Annotated in this window: 20 protein-coding genes; 9 read left to right on the top strand and 11 right to left on the bottom strand. The window is 68.0% G+C overall.

The window, feature by feature from the left end:
* Positions 1–25: 25 nt before the first annotated feature.
* Together ACWCPQ_RS33005 and ACWCPQ_RS33000 are read right to left on the bottom strand one after the other, a co-directional pair.
* Positions 26–823 carry an aminotransferase class IV family protein gene (locus tag ACWCPQ_RS33005; protein ID WP_449906402.1) on the bottom strand — a complete coding sequence of 266 codons (798 nt, stop codon included), beginning with the start codon at positions 821–823 and terminating at the stop codon, positions 26–28.
* The gene (locus ACWCPQ_RS33000) at positions 820–1,701 is read right to left on the bottom strand and encodes an aldo/keto reductase (RefSeq protein WP_449906399.1); all 882 of its coding nucleotides are present in this window, start codon (positions 1,699–1,701) and stop codon (positions 820–822) included. The genes ACWCPQ_RS33005 and ACWCPQ_RS33000 overlap by 4 nt, the downstream gene beginning before the upstream one ends.
* 95 nt (positions 1,702–1,796) lie before the next feature.
* Between ACWCPQ_RS33000 and ACWCPQ_RS32995 the strand changes: the two genes are divergently transcribed.
* The gene (locus ACWCPQ_RS32995) at positions 1,797–2,144 is read left to right on the top strand and encodes a MerR family transcriptional regulator (protein WP_449906396.1); all 348 of its coding nucleotides are present in this window, start codon (positions 1,797–1,799) and stop codon (positions 2,142–2,144) included.
* A 28-nt stretch (positions 2,145–2,172) separates the two neighbouring features.
* Here the strand turns inward: ACWCPQ_RS32995 and ACWCPQ_RS32990 are convergent, their stop codons facing one another.
* From ACWCPQ_RS32990 to ACWCPQ_RS32980, 3 genes are all read right to left on the bottom strand, one after another.
* A complete protein-coding gene (locus tag ACWCPQ_RS32990) occupies positions 2,173–2,676 on the bottom strand; it encodes a YbjN domain-containing protein (RefSeq protein ID WP_449906393.1) in 504 nt (167 codons plus the stop codon).
* Positions 2,673–4,013 (bottom strand): D-inositol-3-phosphate glycosyltransferase, encoded by a 1,341-nt coding sequence (mshA, locus tag ACWCPQ_RS32985; RefSeq protein WP_449906390.1) that lies wholly within the window; start codon positions 4,011–4,013, stop codon positions 2,673–2,675. The genes ACWCPQ_RS32990 and mshA overlap by 4 nt, the downstream gene beginning before the upstream one ends.
* A gap of 155 nt (positions 4,014–4,168) precedes the next feature.
* Positions 4,169–5,002, bottom strand: a complete 834-nt coding sequence (locus ACWCPQ_RS32980; RefSeq protein WP_449906387.1) for an alpha/beta fold hydrolase — start codon at positions 5,000–5,002, stop codon at positions 4,169–4,171.
* A gap of 23 nt (positions 5,003–5,025) precedes the next feature.
* Here ACWCPQ_RS32980 and ACWCPQ_RS32975 point away from each other — a divergent pair, with 23 nt between their 5' ends.
* Positions 5,026–5,760 carry an SDR family NAD(P)-dependent oxidoreductase gene (locus tag ACWCPQ_RS32975; protein WP_449906383.1) on the top strand — a complete coding sequence of 245 codons (735 nt, stop codon included), beginning with the start codon at positions 5,026–5,028 and terminating at the stop codon, positions 5,758–5,760.
* Between the two features lie 140 nt (positions 5,761–5,900).
* Positions 5,901–6,800 (top strand): hypothetical protein, encoded by a 900-nt coding sequence (locus tag ACWCPQ_RS32970; RefSeq protein ID WP_449906380.1) that lies wholly within the window; start codon positions 5,901–5,903, stop codon positions 6,798–6,800.
* 105 nt (positions 6,801–6,905) lie between these two features.
* On the opposite strand, the gene ACWCPQ_RS32965 is transcribed toward ACWCPQ_RS32970, so the two are convergent.
* On the bottom strand, positions 6,906–7,946 hold the full coding sequence (locus ACWCPQ_RS32965; RefSeq protein WP_449906439.1) for a UDP-N-acetylmuramate dehydrogenase: 1,041 nt from the start codon (positions 7,944–7,946) through the stop codon (positions 6,906–6,908).
* A gap of 90 nt (positions 7,947–8,036) precedes the next feature.
* Here ACWCPQ_RS32965 and ACWCPQ_RS32960 point away from each other — a divergent pair, with 90 nt between their 5' ends.
* The 4 genes from ACWCPQ_RS32960 (at position 8,037) to ACWCPQ_RS32945 (ending at position 10,746) form a co-directional block, all read left to right on the top strand.
* Positions 8,037–8,525 carry a DUF2505 domain-containing protein gene (locus ACWCPQ_RS32960; protein WP_449906377.1) on the top strand — a complete coding sequence of 163 codons (489 nt, stop codon included), beginning with the start codon at positions 8,037–8,039 and terminating at the stop codon, positions 8,523–8,525.
* An 82-nt stretch (positions 8,526–8,607) separates the two neighbouring features.
* The gene (locus ACWCPQ_RS32955; RefSeq protein WP_449906374.1) at positions 8,608–9,123 is read left to right on the top strand and encodes a DUF2505 domain-containing protein; all 516 of its coding nucleotides are present in this window, start codon (positions 8,608–8,610) and stop codon (positions 9,121–9,123) included.
* Positions 9,093–9,911 (top strand): class I SAM-dependent methyltransferase, encoded by an 819-nt coding sequence (locus ACWCPQ_RS32950; protein WP_449906371.1) that lies wholly within the window; start codon positions 9,093–9,095, stop codon positions 9,909–9,911. The genes ACWCPQ_RS32955 and ACWCPQ_RS32950 overlap by 31 nt, the downstream gene beginning before the upstream one ends.
* Before the next feature lie 109 nt (positions 9,912–10,020).
* Positions 10,021–10,746, top strand: coding sequence for an LmeA family phospholipid-binding protein (locus tag ACWCPQ_RS32945; RefSeq protein WP_449906368.1), 726 nt, complete (start codon positions 10,021–10,023; stop codon positions 10,744–10,746).
* Positions 10,747–10,759: 13 nt separating this feature from the next.
* Here the strand turns inward: ACWCPQ_RS32945 and deoC are convergent, their stop codons facing one another.
* Positions 10,760–11,428, bottom strand: a complete 669-nt coding sequence (gene deoC, locus ACWCPQ_RS32940) for a deoxyribose-phosphate aldolase (protein WP_449906365.1) — start codon at positions 11,426–11,428, stop codon at positions 10,760–10,762.
* A 92-nt stretch (positions 11,429–11,520) separates the two neighbouring features.
* Here deoC and ACWCPQ_RS32935 point away from each other — a divergent pair, with 92 nt between their 5' ends.
* Together ACWCPQ_RS32935 and purU are read left to right on the top strand one after the other, a co-directional pair.
* Positions 11,521–12,072 (top strand): GNAT family N-acetyltransferase, encoded by a 552-nt coding sequence (locus tag ACWCPQ_RS32935; protein WP_449906436.1) that lies wholly within the window; start codon positions 11,521–11,523, stop codon positions 12,070–12,072.
* A 103-nt stretch (positions 12,073–12,175) separates the two neighbouring features.
* Entirely contained in the window at positions 12,176–13,066 is an 891-nt protein-coding gene (gene purU, locus ACWCPQ_RS32930; RefSeq protein ID WP_449906363.1) for a formyltetrahydrofolate deformylase, read from the top strand.
* 7 nt (positions 13,067–13,073) lie between these two features.
* Here the strand turns inward: purU and ACWCPQ_RS32925 are convergent, their stop codons facing one another.
* The 4 genes from ACWCPQ_RS32925 to ACWCPQ_RS32910 form a co-directional block, all read right to left on the bottom strand.
* Positions 13,074–14,117: an alpha/beta fold hydrolase gene (locus ACWCPQ_RS32925; protein WP_449906360.1), complete on the bottom strand. Its 1,044-nt coding sequence runs from the start codon at positions 14,115–14,117 to the stop codon at positions 13,074–13,076.
* A 480-nt stretch (positions 14,118–14,597) separates the two neighbouring features.
* Positions 14,598–14,894, bottom strand: coding sequence for a DUF2516 family protein (locus ACWCPQ_RS32920; RefSeq protein WP_449906357.1), 297 nt, complete (start codon positions 14,892–14,894; stop codon positions 14,598–14,600).
* A gap of 69 nt (positions 14,895–14,963) precedes the next feature.
* Complete coding sequence (locus ACWCPQ_RS32915) at positions 14,964–15,647, bottom strand: heparin-binding hemagglutinin (protein WP_449906355.1); 684 nt, start codon at positions 15,645–15,647, stop codon at positions 14,964–14,966.
* The gene (locus ACWCPQ_RS32910) at positions 15,644–16,135 is read right to left on the bottom strand and encodes a helix-turn-helix domain-containing protein (protein WP_449906352.1); all 492 of its coding nucleotides are present in this window, start codon (positions 16,133–16,135) and stop codon (positions 15,644–15,646) included. Before ACWCPQ_RS32910 ends, ACWCPQ_RS32915 begins: the two co-directional genes overlap by 4 nt.
* Between the last annotated feature and the right edge of the window lie 582 nt (positions 16,136–16,717).

Genomic DNA, 16,717 nt, shown 5'->3' with positions numbered 1-16,717 from the left:
TATCGCACCGGCTCCCGCTCCGTGTTCACGGCGCGACGAGCGGCTCCTGCGCGTGGGCCCGGCGCAGCAGTGCGGCGAATTCCGGGGCCGAGGGCAGAGCGGCCGCTCCGATCCGGTGCACGGGTACGGCGGGGGTCCACGAGTTCATGACGACCGCCCCCGCGAGATCGGGCAGATCTGGTACCGCGATCTCCTCCGTTCGCTGGGACACGCCGAGCCGGTCCAGCTGCCTGCGCACCATGCCCATCATCGTCCCCGGCAACGCCTCGGCCCGGGGCCACACCACCGAATCACCGTCCCAGAAAGCCAGATTCCAGATGGACGCCTCACTGAACCGGCCGGCACGGTCGACGAACGCCGCGTCGTCGAACCCCTGCTGAACGGCCCGGCGCAGGTAATAGGTCTTGCCCACTTCACCGACGTGTTTCACCCCCGCGAGCGCCCGCTCGTACTCCACCACGGCCAAGGCGAGCGGACCGGACGGGCCCGACGCGGGCGGACCGGTCCGGACCAGGACCGAGAGATCGGCGTCGGTCGCCACGAATTCACCCGGCCGCGAGAACACGGTGGCGGTGAGCGAGACATCGGCCGGGCTCGCGGCCAGCCCGGCCCGCAGGAGGTCGCGCACCCGGTCGTCGGGCAGCGCCCGGCCGAAGAGCTCCGCGGAAGCCTCGCGCAGCCGGTTCAGATGCAGATCCAGGCCACGGATTTCACCGCCGCGCACTTGCGCGGCGGTGAAATGGGCATAGCCGGCGAAGGCCAGCGGGGCCAGTTCCGCTGCTGAGGCGGCGCGGCCGTCGAGCTGAGCGATATGGACTGTCACAGCGTCTCCTGATGCGCGAGCAGGGAATCGAGTGTGGTGATCTCCTCGGCGGTCAGCTCTGTCGCGGCCGCCGCCAGGTTGTCCCGCAGATGTGCGGGATCGGTGGTGCCGGGGATCGCGAGGACGTGATCGCCGCGGTGCAGCAGCCAGGACAATGCGAGCCGGGTGGTCGAAATTCCGTGGGCAGCGGCGATCGCGGCCACCCGCGGATCGTCGCCGACCGCACCGAGAGTCAGCGGGAAGAAGGCGACGAACGCGATACCCGCGGCGCGGGTGAGCTCGACGATATCGTCGTGCGTACGGTCGCCGATGCTGTAGTTGTTCTGGACCGCGCTGATCGGGGCGAGGGCACGCGCCTGCGCGAGCTGCGCCGCGTCGACACCGGAGATCCCGATCGCACCGACCTTCCCGAGCTGCCGGGCCTCCTCGAGGACCCCGAGTTGATCGGCCAGCGGTACCGTCGGATCGATCCGGTGCAGATAGAGCAGATCGATCCGGTCGGTGCGCAGTCGCCGCAGACTCAGTTCCAGCTGCTGCCGCAGATATTCCGGCCGGCCCACCGGGACCCACTCGTGCGGGGAGGGGCGGGTATTACCGATCTTGGTCGCGATCACCACTTCCGACCTGACCGGGGCGAGCGCTTCGGCCAGCAACTCCTCGCCCGCACCGAACGCGTAGGCGTCGGCGGTGTCGAACATATCGACCCCCGCCGCGGCGGCACCGCGCAGAAAGTCGATCAGCTCGTGCCGATCGGTGGGTGGCGCCCAGATGGGTGCACTGAAGCCGGCCCGCTGATCCGGACGATCCGCCATCCGCATGGTGCCGAGGCCGATACGGCGTACCCGGGACCCACTGTCGAGAACAAAATCGGTTCGCATGTCTCCACCGTCCACATTCACACGGTGTGAAGGTCAAGCGCCGGAATCACCGCGGTCCGACCGCGGTTGTTCCATCCGAGCGAACAGGAGACACCATGCGGATCGGCGAACTCGCGACGGCGACCGGCACCAGCCAGCGATTGCTGCGGTACTACGAGGAACGCGGGCTGTTGACGCCCGAACGCACCACGAACGGGTACCGCCACTACCCCGAGGCAGCGGTGGGTCATGTCACCCGTATCCGCCGCCTGCTCGCCGCCGGACTGCCGATCCGCGTGATCAACGAGATAATCGACTGCGCCTGCGACGGCACCGATTACGTCGAGCCCTGCATGGAACCCACCCTGCGTGCCGAACTCGCCTCGCTCGACGGCAGACTCGACGACCTACAGCACCGGCGCGAAGAACTGCTCGGCCTCATCGAACGCGTCGGTTCGAGCTGACCCCCGGCCCCGGGCTCGGAGCCGGGGGTCAGTTCGCAGTGTCGGAGTCGACCAGATGCTCGAAGGCACGCAGGTTCTGCAACGATTCCCCCCGCGAAACCCGCCACTTCCATTCCTTACGAATGGATTCGGCGAACCCGAGTTCGAGCAATGTGTTGAAGTCCCCGTCCACCGCCTCGAGAATCTGCCCGAAGATCCGGTCCAGTTCCTCCGCGGTGACGGCGTGATTGGCGGCGCGGCCGACCAGGTAGATATCGCCCAGTTTGTCGATCGTGTACGCCACGCCGTAGAGGCGCCGGTTACGCCGCAGCAGGTATTTGTAGACGCCCTCGAAATTCTCGTCCGGTTTGCGGCAGACGAACGATTCGAAGCGCACCCCGTGCGCGCCCAGCGTCAGCATCACATTGGTCTTCAATTTGCGCTCACCCGGCAGCACCGCGACGAATACATCGTCGCCCGGATGGGTGTACTCGATCTCGCGGTCCCGCAGTGTTTCCTCGACGACCCGCGCGGTGGCCGATGCCTCACTCATCTGCGCACTCCCGTCCGGCGCCGCCACAGCGCCCGCGATCTGGCCTGGCTCTCGCCGAGGATAGCCGGACCGCGACCGTAGCCGGTCAACGCGGCGGTATAGCTGTGCAGCAGTTTGTCGGCGGTATGCGCCCAGGAGAAGTCCGCCGCGTGCGTCACCGCCTGCGCACCCAGCAGGCGCAGCCGCCGCGGATCGTCGAGCAGGTATTCCAGCGCACCGGCCCAGTCCGGGATGCGGTGCCCGGCGACCAGCAGTCCACTGTGCTCGTGGCGCACCGCGGTCCCCAGCCCGCCGACTGCGGCCGCCAGTACCGGTGTACCGCTCGCCTGCGCTTCCAGCGCGACCAACCCGAAGGATTCGTTGTAGCTCGGTACCGCGACCAGATCGGCGGCCCGGTACACCTGGACCAGCCGGTCGGGGGGCTGTGGCGGCAGAAAAGTGACGTGGTCGGCGATGCCGAGTTCGGCGGCCAGTTCGATCAGCGCGTCCGGCCGCTCCAGACCGGTGCCCGACGGACCGCCGACGATCAGCGCGCGCAATGGACGGCCCGGCCGCCGGCGGAGGGCCTCGGCGACCGCGCGCACCAGGACATCGGGTGCTTTCAACGGCTGGATCCGGCCGACGAACGCGACGACCTCCTCGTGCGCCGCCAGTCCGAGCTCGGCGCGCGCCACCGCCCGGTCGCCCGGGCGGTACTGCGTGAGGTCCGCACCCGGTGGCACGATATCGACCCGATCGGGCAGGGCTCCGTACAACTCCACCAGATCCCGCGCTTCCCGCGCGGTGTTGGCGGTGAGGCGATCGGCTTCGGCGATGACCTGCTTCTCGCCGATCTCCCGGGACACCGGTTCGGGGGAGTCCCCCTCGGCCAGGGCGGCGTTCTTCACCGCCGCCAGCGTGTGTGCGGTGTGCACCAGTGGCACCCGCCAGCGATCGCGGGCGAGCCAGCCCACCTGCCCGGACAGCCAGTAGTGCGAATGCACCAGGTCGTAGTGGCCGGGTAGCTGCCGGGCCTCCTGGCGCAGCACCTCGGCGGTGAAAGGGCACAGCTGGGTCGGCAGATCGTGTTTGTCCAGGCCCTCGAAGGGCCCGGCCACCACATTGCGCACCAGCACCCCGGGCGCGGCCTCCTGCACCGGAGGTAGATCCGACGAGGTGGCCCGGGTGAAGATCTCGACCTCGGTCCCCCGCTGGGCCAGCTGGAGGGCGGTCTGCAGGACGAACACGTTCATCCCACCCGCATCACCCGTACCGGGCTGTGCCAGTGGTGAGGTGTGCACCGTCAGTACGGCGATACGGTTCGGCCGTCGGTCCGGGCGTTGACTCACGATGTCCATATTGCACGGTGCAACGCGGCAGCCCGGCCCCTCCTTCCCCGGTCGTGAAAGTGATCACACCTCGCCGATTCGCCCCGCCCGCCGGGCGCCGGCATGCAGCCGCGGATCTCGGCCACAGAGCCGGACAGAACGGTGAAAGAGCTCGTCACGGACAATCAGGACTTCGTATCGCACTCCGCCGCGAATTCCCGGACCTCGCGAACGAAACGCGCCGGATCCTCGATGAACAGCCCGTGCTGCGCACCCTCCCAGACGACGGCCCGGCCCAGCGGTGCAGCGTCGGCGATGTAGCGGCCGTCGGCCACCGGCACCACCGGATCCGCCGAACCGTGCAGCACGAGCACCGGAACATCGAGCCCGCGCAGCGTCGCGGTGTTGTCCACCTTGCGATAGAACAACGCCTTGCGGACGAACGGCGGCGTCGCCAGACTCGCGCCGAACAACCGCTGCGCGTCCGGGCCCTTGTCCGCGCCCGGACCCGTATTGGCGTTCCCGAACACAGCGAAACCGCGCACCGCCCGCCCCGCGCTCTCCTCGAATACGCCGGGAATCGCCTGCTGCATCGATCCCCCCACCTCGGCACCCGGCACCCCTTTGCCGATATTGGCCATCGCCCCGGTGTAGACGACACCGGCGACCGCGCCCGTACCGTACTCGGCGAGATAGTCGCTGATCACGATCCCGCCGTAGGACCACCCCAGCAGCAGCGCGTCCGCTTCGATCGACTCGGCGGCCAGCACCGCGGCGATATCGGCGGCCCAGTTCTTCGAATCGTCGTAACCGGAATCGGGAGCGTCCGAGTACCCGTGACCGCGCAGGTCGACCGCCACGACCCGGAAATCGGTGGCGAAATCGTCGAACACCGGCCCCCAGCAGCGCAGATCCGCCGACCAGCCGTGCACCAGCACCAGCGGCCGCCCCTGCGCGGGCCCACCGGTCCGATAGACGATGCCGGTCCCGTCCGCACTGCGCGCTTCCCGTATAGCCATGAGCGCATCATAGGATCGGGTCCATGAGCACACGCACCGCTGTTGTCACCGGGGCCAGCTCGGGTATCGGCGAAGCCACCGCCCGGGAACTCGCGAAACAGGGGTACCACGTGTACGTGGGTGCCCGCCGGATCGACCGGCTGCGGGCACTGGCCGACGAGATCGGCGGAACCGCGCTCGAACTCGACGTGACCTCCGACGAATCGGTCCGGGCGTTCGCCGACGCGATCGAGAGCGCGAACGTCCTCGTCAACAATGCCGGTGGCGCCAAGGGTCTGGCCACGGTGGCCGACGCCGATCTCGACGACTGGCGCTGGATGTGGGAGACCAACGTGCTCGGCACCCTGCGCACGACCAAAGCGCTGCTCCCGAAACTGATCGCCTCCGGCGACGGCCTCATCGTCACCATCACCTCGGTGGCCGCCTTCCACGCCTACGACAACGGCTCGGGCTACACCTCCGCCAAACACGCCCAGGCCGTCCTGCACCGGACGCTGCGCGGTGAACTGCTCGGGCAGCCGGTCCGGCTCACCGAGATCGCCCCCGGCGCGGTGGAGACGGAATTCTCGCTGGTCCGCTTCGACGGCGACGCCGACCGTGCGGCCGCGGTCTACCAGGGCATCGACCCGCTGGTCGCCCAGGACATCGCCGAGATCGTGGCCTTCGCGGCGAGCCGCCCCCCGCACGTCAACCTGGACCAGATCATCGTCAAACCCCGCGACCAGGCCGACCCGGGCCGCTTCGCCCGCCGCAGCTGAGGGCCGCCCGGGCGCACCTGAACCGTAGTCCTCCGTGAGACCTGAATTGCCGTGACCTGCTGAAACAGGGACACGCCGCAGCGCAATGGACACGCCGGGCAGATCTGACTTCGTTATCAATTCGTGTCAATGTCACGGCCATGGTCGGATCACGACACGAAGCGATGCACCGCATCTTCCAGCACGACCCGGGGGTCTTCGCCCGCGCCTTCCACAAATTGAAGCTGCCTTTCGCCACACCGGAACAGGTCGAGCTGTTGCCCACCGATCTCACCGAGATCCGGCCGATCGAACGACGGGTCGACACGCTGCTGCGCGTAACCACCGGCGAGGGGCCGTTCCTGCTGATCGTGGAAGCACAGACCGGCAAAGACCCACAAAAACCGGACGCCTGGGCCTACTACGCCACATACCTGCGGATCGTGTACCGATTGCCGGTCTATTTGCTGGTGGTCTGCCGTGACGAGGCCGTCGCGCAGTGGGCGAGGAGCCCGATCCCGAACGGTGCACCACGCTGGCCCACAGTGACCGTGAAACCTCTCGTCCTCGGGCCCGGCAATGTCCCGGTGATCACCGATCCGGCCGAAGCCGCCGACGACATTCCGCTGACCGCGCTCTCGGCGATAACGCACGCCTCCGATCCGCGGATCAATGCCATACTGAAAGCGCTGGCCACCGCGCTGCGCGGAGAGGACGCCGATGATCTCGCGATTTTCGGCGAACTGACCGAACTCGGCCTCGGCGACACCCCGGCCGCAGACATCTGGAGACGACTGATGACCGTGGACCTTTCCTTCTTCCGTTCCCAGACCGCGGAACGCCTCCGGTCCGAAGGACGCACCGAGGGAATCGCGGAGGGACGTACCGAGGGACGCACCGAGGGAATCGCCGGAAGCATCGTGCGAGTCCTGACGCGGCGCGGTCTCACGGTCGACACGGACGTCCGTCAGCGCATCGAGGCCTGCGCGGAGATCGAAACCCTGCAGCTCTGGCTCGATCGTGCGGTCGTGGTCGATTCCGTAGACCAGCTCTTCGATTGATCGCCGGGTCGAATACCGCACCTCCCGACTCACCGAGTCGCACCCGATCGGCGTGATATCGCGCGGCAGCGACCGTCGGGTCCGGAGCCCGGCCGGACGGTATCGCTACAGCTCCACGCCCACCGTGACCGGCTCCGGTACCAGTACGACCCCGAATCGCTCCGCCACACCGTCGCGCACGGTCCGGGCCAGCGCGACGAGATCGGCGGCCGTGGCGGCACCGCGGTTGGTGAGGGCCAGCGTGTGTTTGGTGGACAGCCGGGCGGGGGCGTCCGGGCCGGGGAATCCCTTCGCGAATCCGGCGCGTTCGATCAGCCAGCCCGCGGAGAATTTCACTCCGCCGGCTCCCGGATAGGTGGGAACAGGTACCTCGCCGAGCAGGTCTCGGATCGCGGCCCGGACGCGGTCCACCTCCCCGTCGGGGACCACCGGGTTGGTGAAGAAAGACCCGGCGCTCCAGGTGTCGTGATCGGCGGGATCGAGCACCATCCCTTTGCCCGCCCGCAGCCCGAGCACGGTTTCCCGGACGGCCGCGGCCGGGCGGGTGTCCCCCTGGCTCGCATCCAGGCGCTGAGCGAGTTCCCCGTAGCGCAGTGGGGCGCTGGTGCCGTCGGGACGCAGCGCGAATTCCACCGCCAGGACCACCGCGTCGTCGCGGTGTTTGAGCCGGCTGGTCCGGTAGCCGAAGGCGAGGTCGCCGGGACTCACCCAGTCGATATCTCCGGTCGCCCGGTCCAGCAGCCGTACGCGGCGCAGCAGATCGGCGACCTCGACACCGTAGGCGCCGACATTCTGTACCGGTGTCGCACCCGCCGACCCGGGAATCCCGGACAGGCACTCCAGCCCGCCGAACCCCGCGCGCACGCTCTTCGCGACCACACCGTCCCAGTTCGCGCCGGCCTCCGCGGTGACACTGTCGGCACCGAAATCGACACCTTCGTTGGCAACCCGGACCACGACCGCGGGAATATCGTCGTCGGATATCAGCAGGTTCGATCCCCCGGCGACCAACAGCACCGGTACATCGGCGGCGTCCAGTGCCCGCACGGTCGCCACCAGCGCCTCGGTACTACCGCAGTCCGCGACGGTGGCCCGGCCACCCACGCGCAGCGTGGTCAGCTCGGCCAGCGGGACCGCGGACCGCACGACCGCGCCCGTTCCGTCCAGTATCTGCCGCAGTTCGTCCGCGGGGACAGCCCGAGAAGTTCGCACGACCAGACGGTAGCGTGTCCGGTCATGGCTACAGCGCTGGCGTATACAGCTCGCTACTCTCATCCGGTCGCGACGGTACGCGAGGCATTCTGCACCGAGCAGTACTGGAAGGACCGGATCGCCACTGTGGGCGGGCCCGACGCCAGGTTCGTCTCGCTGACCGTCGAGGGCGAACAGGTCCGGATCGAGGTCGTCCAGTCCATTCCCGCCGACCTGCTGCCACCCGCCGTCACCGCTGTGCGCCCCGGTGATCTGATCATTCCGCGTACCGAACTGTGGACGGGTACCACCGGTAACTTCGAGGCACGGGTCGAGGGAGCGCCGGCGGAGGTCCGCGGCACCATCACCGCCACCGACGAGCCCACCGGCGCGGTCGCCGAGATCTCCGGCACGATCGAGGTGAAGGTTCCGCTGTTCGGCCGCAAGATCGAGGAGGCCATCGGCGAACGTCTCACCGAGCTGCTGGCCGAGGAGACCGAGTTCACCAATACCTGGATCGCCGAGCGGGCGTAGTTCCGGTCGACCGCTGGTTCGCCGGGTCGGGCCCACCCGGCCTCCCACGGCCGCGGCAGGTCCGGGCGGTAACCTACCGCCCATGGCTCGCCGACTGGACTATTCCGCCCGCTACCCGCTGCACACCACCAAAGAGGTCTACGCGGCGCTGACCGACCGGGACTACTGGGAGGCCCGGATGGTGGAGATGCGGAAGTACTCGCCGAACGAGGTCATCAGTCTGGATGCGAGCGAGGACGGTATCGAGGTGGTCCTGCACCACATCCTGCCGCGTGAGACCTTGCCCGAGATCGCGCAGTCGGTGATGCGCAAGGACATGGTCATCACGCGTAAGGAGAGCTTCGGCCCGTTCGGCCCCGAGGTCGAGGGCAAGTATTCGGCTTCCATCCCCGCCGGACCCGGCAGTCTCACGGGCACGACCCGGCTGTTCCCGACCGATACCGGCTGCACCATGCGGATGTCGTCGGAAGCCAAAGTGTTCATCCCGATGATGGGTCCGCGGCTGGAACAGCTGATGCTGGTGAATCTGGTGGATCTGTTCCGTGCCGAGGCCGAAGTGACCCAGAAATGGCTGGACGAGCAAAAACCGGCCGGCTGAGTGTTCCGCTCGGCACCGTCACCCGGGGCACCACCGGGACCAACCGGCTGCGCCGCAGCGACCGCCAGCTGATCGGGGATCCGCGGATCTCCGAGGTGCTGCGCGATACCGCCGACCCACTGGTGGTGGATCTCGGTTACGGAGCCCAGCCGTGGACGACCTTGGAACTGGCCACCCGGTTGCGCACCGTGCGCCCGGATGTGCGGGTGGTGGGACTGGAGATCGACCCGGGGCGGGTGGTGCCGGCTCGTGACGGTGTTCTCTTCGCTCGCGGCGGTTTCGAATTGGCGGGCCTGCGCCCGGCGCTGGTCCGCGCGTTCAATGTGCTGCGGCAGTATCCGGAGTCCGAAGTGCCCGGAGCGTGGTCGGCGATTCTGTCCGGGTTGGCCCCGGGCGGGCTGTTGATCGAGGGCACCTGCGACGAGCTCGGCCGCCGGTGCGCCTGGGTGGTCCTGGATCGTTCGGGCCCGCGCACCCTGACCCTCGCGTGGGATCCGTTCACCGTCGAGCGTCCCTCCGATCTCGCCGAACGCCTGCCCAAATCGCTGATCCACCGCAATGTGCCGGGTGAACGTGTGCACGCTCTCCTCGGCGCGGCCGATCGCGCCTGGTCACACACCGCACCGCTGGCTGTTTTCGGGCCGCGGGTGCGCTGGCGGGCGGCGGCGGACCTGCTGCGGGAAAAGGGCTTTCCGGTGCACGATTACCGGCGCCGCCTCCGGGACAACATCATGAGCGTTCCGTGGTCGGCGGTCGCGCCCGCCGGACAGGCGGAAGGTTTTATGTGATTCAAATCACAAAACAACCGGTGGGACCGCCGCTGACGTCGATACATTCACCATGCGTCCACAACCGGCCCACAGAGCCGGCACATAATCATCGTGAAGAATCTCGAATATGCCCACCAAGTCCCTGTCTGCCCCGAAGGTCGGTCGCCGGACCGTAGGGATCGCCCTGGTCACCGTGATCGTGCTCGTGGTGGCCGCGCTGATCGGCGGTGAAGCGTATGCGCGGCACAGAATCGCGAGCTGTATCAGTTCACAGTTCGAGAAAGAGATGGGATCGCAGATCGACGTCGGCTTCGGCGCCAAACCGCTACTGCTCACCTGGGTGGACGGCAAGGTCTCGCGGATGGATGTGGACAGCAAGGGCGACGAATTCGGCCCGGCCGTCGATATGCAGGTCCACGCCCGATTCCACGATATCGAGATGGCCGAGGGCAGCAACAGCGGCAGCTCGGTCGGGAGCTCGAGTGCCGATGTCGCCTGGAGCAACTCCGGTATCTCTCGGACGCTGCAGGGCCTGGTCAGCGATGTGCAGTCCGACCCCGATACCGGACAGCTCACCATGAAGGTGCTGGGCGGTTTCGGGGCCATGCAGCTCACCCCGCAGATCAAGGACGGCAAAGTCGATATCGATGTGGCCCAGGCGCAATTCCTCGGTATCGGTGTTCCCGACGATCTCGCGCAGGGCGTCGTCGACTTGATGACCGAGAGCCTGCAGACCTACCCGATGGGCCTGCAGCCGACCGCGCTGCGCGTCACCGACAACGGAATCCAGGTGGACCTGCGGGGCGGTCCGACCGAGCTGCCGGCCGCCTCCGAGGGCGATGCGAGCTGCTGAGCCCCGCCGGTACTCAGGCGGGGAAACCCCCGAGTACCTCCCGGGAGCGGGACAGCCCGAGCCGGGTGGCGCCCGCGGCGATCAGCTCCGCGGCCGCGTCCGCGGTACGGATTCCGCCGCTGGCCTTGATTCCCAGTCGCCCGCCGACGGTTTCGGCCATCAGCCGGACCGCGCGCACCTCCGCACCGCCGGCGGGATGGAATCCGGTGGAGGTCTTCACGAAATCGGCGCCCGCGCGTTCGGCGGTCCGGCACACCTCGACGATCGTCTCGTCGGCCAGCGCGGCCGATTCGATGATCACCTTCAGCAGCGCGCGCTCCGAGATCGCCTCGCGCACCACGATGATATCGGCGAGTACCGCCGCGAAATCGCCCGCGATCGCCGCGCCGATATCGATCACCATATCGACCTCGGCCGCACCCTGCTCCACCGCGAGCCGCGCCTCGGCCCCTTTGACCAGCGAGTGATGTTTCCCGGAGGGGAATCCCGCGACCGTCGCCACCACCAGACCCGGCGCCCGCACCGGCAGCATTGCCGGCGAAACGCATACCGCGTATACGCCGAGTTCCCGGGCCTCGGCCACGGCGGCGGTAACATCCGCGCTCGTCGCCTCCGGGGCGAGCAGCGTGTGGTCGATCATGGCGGCCACCTCGGACCTGGTCAGCGACTTGGAATCGGCCATGGGACGAAAGTCTGGCACACCCGCGGCGAATTCCGTTGCGCGCCTCGAACTCCTCGCGCACACTCGTATCGCCTTCCGACGAGAGGACGATGTTGCTGATCCGCCGTGAACGAGCCACCGACGCCGACGCCGTCGCGGCCGTGCACCATAGCGCTTTCGCTCCGCACTACGCCGCGACCGGTCCCGCGGCCGGGGCCGGGGCCGCGCCGGTGGATACCCCGCCGGAGGTGGCGCTGGTGTCTCGGCTGCGCACCGACCCAGGGTGGATCCCCACCCTGTCGATGGTCGTCGTCGACCGGGAGACCGTCGCCGGGCATGTCTGCGTCACCCGGGCGACCGTGGGTCCTTTCCCCGTCCTGGCCCTCGGCCCCATCGGGATCCGCCCCGATCTCCAGCGCCGCGGCGCGGGTTCGGCGCTGATGCACGCGGTGCTCGGTGCCGCCGATGCGCTGGACGAACCGCTCGTCGGGCTGCTCGGCAGCCTCGACTACTACCCTCGATTCGGTTTCCAGCCGGGTTCGCGCCTGGGCATCGTCCCCGACCGGCCCGAATGGGCGAGCCATTTCCAGATCCGGCCGCTCAGCGCCTACGACTCCCAGATAACCGGCGAATTCCGCTACGCCGACCCGTTCTACGACCTGTGACCGGGTGGCCGGTTTCCCGCTGAGGGGACCGCGGACGCACCCGGCCGACTGGAACCGCGGAGTCGCGGCGCCCGGCCGGCGACCGTCCTGTCAGGATGACGTCATGGTTTCCGCAGCCAACGGCCCCGACGGCCGACGCTATGTGCTCACCCTGGGCTGTCTCGACCGCCCGGGCATCATTGCCACCATCACCTCGTTCATCGCCGAATTCGGGGGCTCCATCCTGGAGGCCGGTTACCACTCCGACCTGGAGACCGGCTGGTTCTTCACCAGGCAGTCCATCAAGGCCTCCACCGTGCCGTTCGGCGTGGAGGAGCTGCGCAGCCGGTTCGAGCGGATCGCCGCCGAACTCGGCCCGCAGACCGAATGGCAGGTCCACGATTCGGGAGTGCGGCGCCGCGCGGTGGTTCTGGTGAGCAAGGAGGGGCACTGCCTGCACGATCTGCTCGGTCGCGCCACTTCCGGCGAGCTCCCAGCCACTATCGAAGCCGTGATCGGCAACCACCTGGACCTGGCGGCGATCACCGAGGCCCACGGAATCCCGTTCCATCACGTTCCGTTCCCGAAGAACCCGGCCGAACGCGGACCGGCCTTCGAACAGGTTCGTGAACTGGTGGACTCGCATTCTCCCGACGCCGTGGTGCTGGCCCGGTTCATGCAGGTGCTACCCGAGCAACTGTGCGAGCACTGGGCCGGGCGAGCCATCAATATCCATCACAGTTTCCTGCCTTCGTTCGTCGGCGCCCGCCCCTATCACCAAGCGTTCGTCCGGGGCGTCAAACTCATCGGCGCGACCTGCCACTACGTGACCGCCGAACTGGATGCGGGCCCCATCATCGAACAGGACGTGATCCGTGTCGACCACGCCGACAGCGTGACCGATATGGTCCGCGAAGGCCGCGATATCGAACGAGTGGTGCTGGCACGCGGTCTGCGCTGGCATCTGGAGAGCCGGGTGCTGGTGCACGGGCGGCGCACCGTCGTGTTCTCCTGAGCGCGGGTCAGCCGGTAGCTTCGGCCGGTTCCCGCACCGATGTGAGCACCTGGTCGAGGATCTCGTCGAACCTGTCGATCTCTTCCAGGTTGCCCAGGTGTCCGGTGGGCAGCAGGACGAACTGCACCAGGTTGCCGGTTTCCCGGAGCCAGGAGGCGATCTGCTCGGCATGCACCGCCGGCGTCATATCATCGGCCGTCCCCGCCACCACCGTGGTCGGCACCACCAGGTGACGAGCCGCGTCGCCGAGATCCATCTCCGCGAGCAGCAGCCCGAACTCCGAGCGGACGCGGGAGCGGCAGGAACGCACGATGTTCATGCCGAATTCGATCGATTCCGGATCGGCGGCCGGACTCATGATCTGCCGGGCGAAGATCCAGCGCACCGCGGCCACCGGCGGGAAAACGATCCGAGCACTCAGCCCGTGGCGGCCGAGCCATGCCGGTAGCGGCACCATCCGGTTCAGCAGCGGTAGCGGCCGGTTGAAGAACGGCACCACCGTGGTCTCGGCGACCAGAGAATGCGGCCCGGTATTGGCCAGCAGAACGGCCGCGGCCTGATCGACGACCCGCTGCGGATACTTTCCTGCCCACGCCTGCAGCGTCATCGCGCCGAGACTGTGTCCGACCAGCACCGCTCGCTGCCCTGGCCGCAGCACCGCGTCGAGCACCGCGCAGAGATCGTCGGCCAGCAGGTGACAATCGAGCTGATCCGGATCACCGAACTCGCTCTCGCCGTGTCCCCGCAGATCGAACGCGATAACCCGGTACTCCCCCGCGAAAGCATTGATCTGCGGGTTCCAGTATTCGAGGCTGCAGGTCCAGCCGTGGATCAGCACCACCGGCTGAGCGTCCTGCGGCCCGTACGCGTGTACCCGCAGGCGCGCCCCGTCGTCGGCACGCACATCGATCACCTGACGTTCGGCGCTCGGCGGATTGAATGCCGGATTGTGGTATCCGCCGCGGGTGCGCAGCCCCGCACGGTGCACCTCGAACAGCCCATCGATCTGATCGACGAGGGCGGTCAGGGCCTTCGGCATGGTCGCACGCATCAAGACACACTCCTTTGTGTTACCGATTGACACAGTAACGCGCGGAGTGAGTACTCGCCAGCGCACACACCACAGTCCGGGTGATCTCACCACCCCGAGCGGCCGTATTCACCCATATTTCGGATACGTCACATATCCCCCGATACCGGAGCGGTCCCGCTCGTGTCCCCACCGCTGTTGCCGAGCCCCGACCACCCCGCCAGGACTTCGCCTCCCGAATCCTGAGCACAGCCCCGCGCGCGCCCACCTCCGGAACACCCGGGCGCCGGGGTTCGATAGGACGGCCCCAGCGCCACGAACCGGACACCCACCCGGGAGCCGCCGCTACCGGACGGCCGACATCCGACGCCGGGGCCCACCCGGTTCTGGAGCGACGGAACGGGGGCGCGAATCCGAGGAGCGCAGGAGTGAAGAACCGGGGTCACGAAGGCCCCGGCCACGCGGCGCCGAAGGCGACGCAGATAAAGCAGATAAACCCGATTACCAGCGTGGGCCGCGCTGGACCTCGTCCACCTTCGGGCGCACATCGGCCAGATAGATACCGGTCGCGATGATCGCGATGAACGCCAGCAGACCCAGGTTGAGGAAGTTCACCAGCAGTAGCAGGATCGCCACCCCCAGGATGCCCAGCCAGATGGGTTTGGTCAGTTTGTCGACCGCGGTGAACGCGTCGGAACGCTGGCGCACGGCGTGCACCAGCGCGAAAACGGTCGCGCTCGCTGCCAGCAGCCACAGCGCGGCCATGATCCACCCGGTCAAGCCATACACCTGTTCCACCCCATCATGATACGAGCAGCGCCCCCGGGCACCGCACGTGCACGGGGGCGCTTTGCCCGGATCGGCGGGTCAGGCCTTCTTCGGCGCGGCCTTTTTGGCCGGGGCGGCCTTCTTGGCGGCCGGAGCCTTCTTCGCGGCGGGCGCCTTCTTCACCGGCGGCGCGGGCACGGGCTCGGGCGCCACCTCGGGGGCCACCTCGACGACTTCGGCCTCGACGACCTCCGTCGCGGTGGGGGCGGAAGCGGCCGGGGCCTCGGCGGCGGGCGCGGCTTCGGTCTTCGCGCGGCCGATCAATCCGTTCACCCGGCCGATGACCTCCTCGGCCCGGCTGCTGGCGTCCTTGTACAGGGTCTCCACCCGGCCGACCTGCTCCTCGACCAGATGGTTCGCGCGCAACCGCTCGACGGTTTCCTCACCGCGGACCGCGAGATCCGCGTAGATGTCGAGCACCTGGCGGTAGTACTGCTCGGCGAGTTTGCGCAGTTCTTCGCTGGTGAACTTCTCCCGCAGTTCGGCGAGGTCCTCCGGCAGTTCGGACGGCAGTTCGGACAACCGTGCGCGGATCTGCTCGAACTGGGTCTGCACATCGGCCGGCAGGCCGGCGAACCGCTCACGGGCGTCGTCGACCCGGCCGTTGACATCGGTCGCACGCTCCCGCACCTGGCTCACCGCGTCCACGACCGCGGTGTAGACAGCATCGGTGGCGCCGACGGTGGCGAACAGTGGTTTGGCAGTGGTGTACTTCTCGGTCATTTATCGTTCTCCTGGCGTGGAGCGTCGGTTGTCGGTTGTGGAACAACACTGTCCCGGGGGATCGTTTCCTCCGGCCCGTTCTCCCGGCGGAACGACTCGTATATATCCAGGAGCACCTGTTTCTGTCGCTCGCTGATCGCGGAATCCGCGAGCACGGCATCCCGGACGGGACTGTGCGGCCGCTGTTCGAGGTAGCCGGCGCGCACGTACAACACCTCCGAAGAAACCCGCAGCGCCTTGGCGATCTGCGTGAGCACTTCGGCGGAGGGATTACGCAACCCGCGCTCGATCTGGCTGAGGTACGGGTTGCTCACCCCTGCCAGCAGGGCGAGCTGACGCAACGAAACCTGCGCGGCTTCGCGCTGCGACCGGATGAAACCTCCGATGTCCTGCGCCGCGTTCACCACGCGGGCTGCCTTGTCACCGGCACCGGCAGACGCTGCCGGATCGTCGGCGCGCCGGCTGGAAACCTCCGGATGGTCGGCCATCACTCACCTTCTGGCGTTGTAGGTACAACGATAGGTCAGGGTGCTAGCAATTGCAAGCACTATGTTAGCAGTGTTGGATTGCGACACCTCGGGCGTCGCTGTCAGGGCCCTCGTGACCCCGGTTCTTCACTTTTCCCGCTCCTCCGCTTCGCTCCCCCCGCTCCGTCGCTCCAGAACCGGGGCGGGCCCCGACTGTTCACGGCCGCGCCTTCGGCCAGGGCCCTGTCAACCCCGGCCACGGATGTCGAAGGTCCAGGAGAAGTGTGGATTCCGAATGAGCCGATTCGCAAAGCCGGGAGGCGGATCCGCCCATGAGGTACTCGAACACAGTCCACCTCCCGAGGTCGACACCCAGCGTCCACGGCGTACCTCGAACCCCCACCCGCCGTGAAGTCCACCTCACCCGTCACCCCGAACCCCGGAACATCACACCCCACACCGGCCCGACCATCAGTCGCCGACGCAACCCCCCGAGTCGAGTCTTACGAGACACCTCAAAGGTTGAGGCCCGTCTCGCCGTTCAGGCCTCGAGACTCCATAGCCCCCCGCGCCGGTGACAAGTGCCGGAAAGCGCGCGCCACC

Source organism: Nocardia sp. NPDC001965, from assembly GCF_053594175.1.
This window is presented reverse-complemented; position numbering and strand designations above follow the sequence as displayed.

Bases quoted from the DNA above. Each gene is read 5' to 3' on its own strand.
- ACWCPQ_RS32995 (WP_449906396.1), top strand. From the start codon at position 1,797: ATGCGGATCGGCGAACTCGCGACGGCGACCGGCACCAGCCAGCGATTG.
- ACWCPQ_RS32925 (WP_449906360.1), bottom strand. From the start codon at position 14,117: ATGCGTGCGACCATGCCGAAGGCCCTGACCGCCCTCGTCGATCAGATC.
- ACWCPQ_RS32975 (WP_449906383.1), top strand. From the start codon at position 5,026: ATGAGCACACGCACCGCTGTTGTCACCGGGGCCAGCTCGGGTATCGGC.
- ACWCPQ_RS33000 (WP_449906399.1), bottom strand. From the start codon at position 1,701: ATGCGAACCGATTTTGTTCTCGACAGTGGGTCCCGGGTACGCCGTATC.
- ACWCPQ_RS32990 (WP_449906393.1), bottom strand. From the start codon at position 2,676: ATGAGTGAGGCATCGGCCACCGCGCGGGTCGTCGAGGAAACACTGCGG.
- ACWCPQ_RS32945 (WP_449906368.1), top strand. From the start codon at position 10,021: ATGCCCACCAAGTCCCTGTCTGCCCCGAAGGTCGGTCGCCGGACCGTA.
- ACWCPQ_RS32915 (WP_449906355.1), bottom strand. From the start codon at position 15,647: ATGACCGAGAAGTACACCACTGCCAAACCACTGTTCGCCACCGTCGGC.
- ACWCPQ_RS32980 (WP_449906387.1), bottom strand. From the start codon at position 5,002: ATGGCTATACGGGAAGCGCGCAGTGCGGACGGGACCGGCATCGTCTAT.
- deoC (WP_449906365.1), bottom strand. From the start codon at position 11,428: ATGGCCGATTCCAAGTCGCTGACCAGGTCCGAGGTGGCCGCCATGATC.
- ACWCPQ_RS32950 (WP_449906371.1), top strand. From the start codon at position 9,093: ATGGCTGGACGAGCAAAAACCGGCCGGCTGAGTGTTCCGCTCGGCACC.
- ACWCPQ_RS32955 (WP_449906374.1), top strand. From the start codon at position 8,608: ATGGCTCGCCGACTGGACTATTCCGCCCGCTACCCGCTGCACACCACC.
- ACWCPQ_RS32970 (WP_449906380.1), top strand. From the start codon at position 5,901: ATGGTCGGATCACGACACGAAGCGATGCACCGCATCTTCCAGCACGAC.
- mshA (WP_449906390.1), bottom strand. From the start codon at position 4,013: ATGGACATCGTGAGTCAACGCCCGGACCGACGGCCGAACCGTATCGCC.
- purU (WP_449906363.1), top strand. From the start codon at position 12,176: ATGGTTTCCGCAGCCAACGGCCCCGACGGCCGACGCTATGTGCTCACC.
- ACWCPQ_RS32910 (WP_449906352.1), bottom strand. From the start codon at position 16,135: ATGGCCGACCATCCGGAGGTTTCCAGCCGGCGCGCCGACGATCCGGCA.
- ACWCPQ_RS32960 (WP_449906377.1), top strand. From the start codon at position 8,037: ATGGCTACAGCGCTGGCGTATACAGCTCGCTACTCTCATCCGGTCGCG.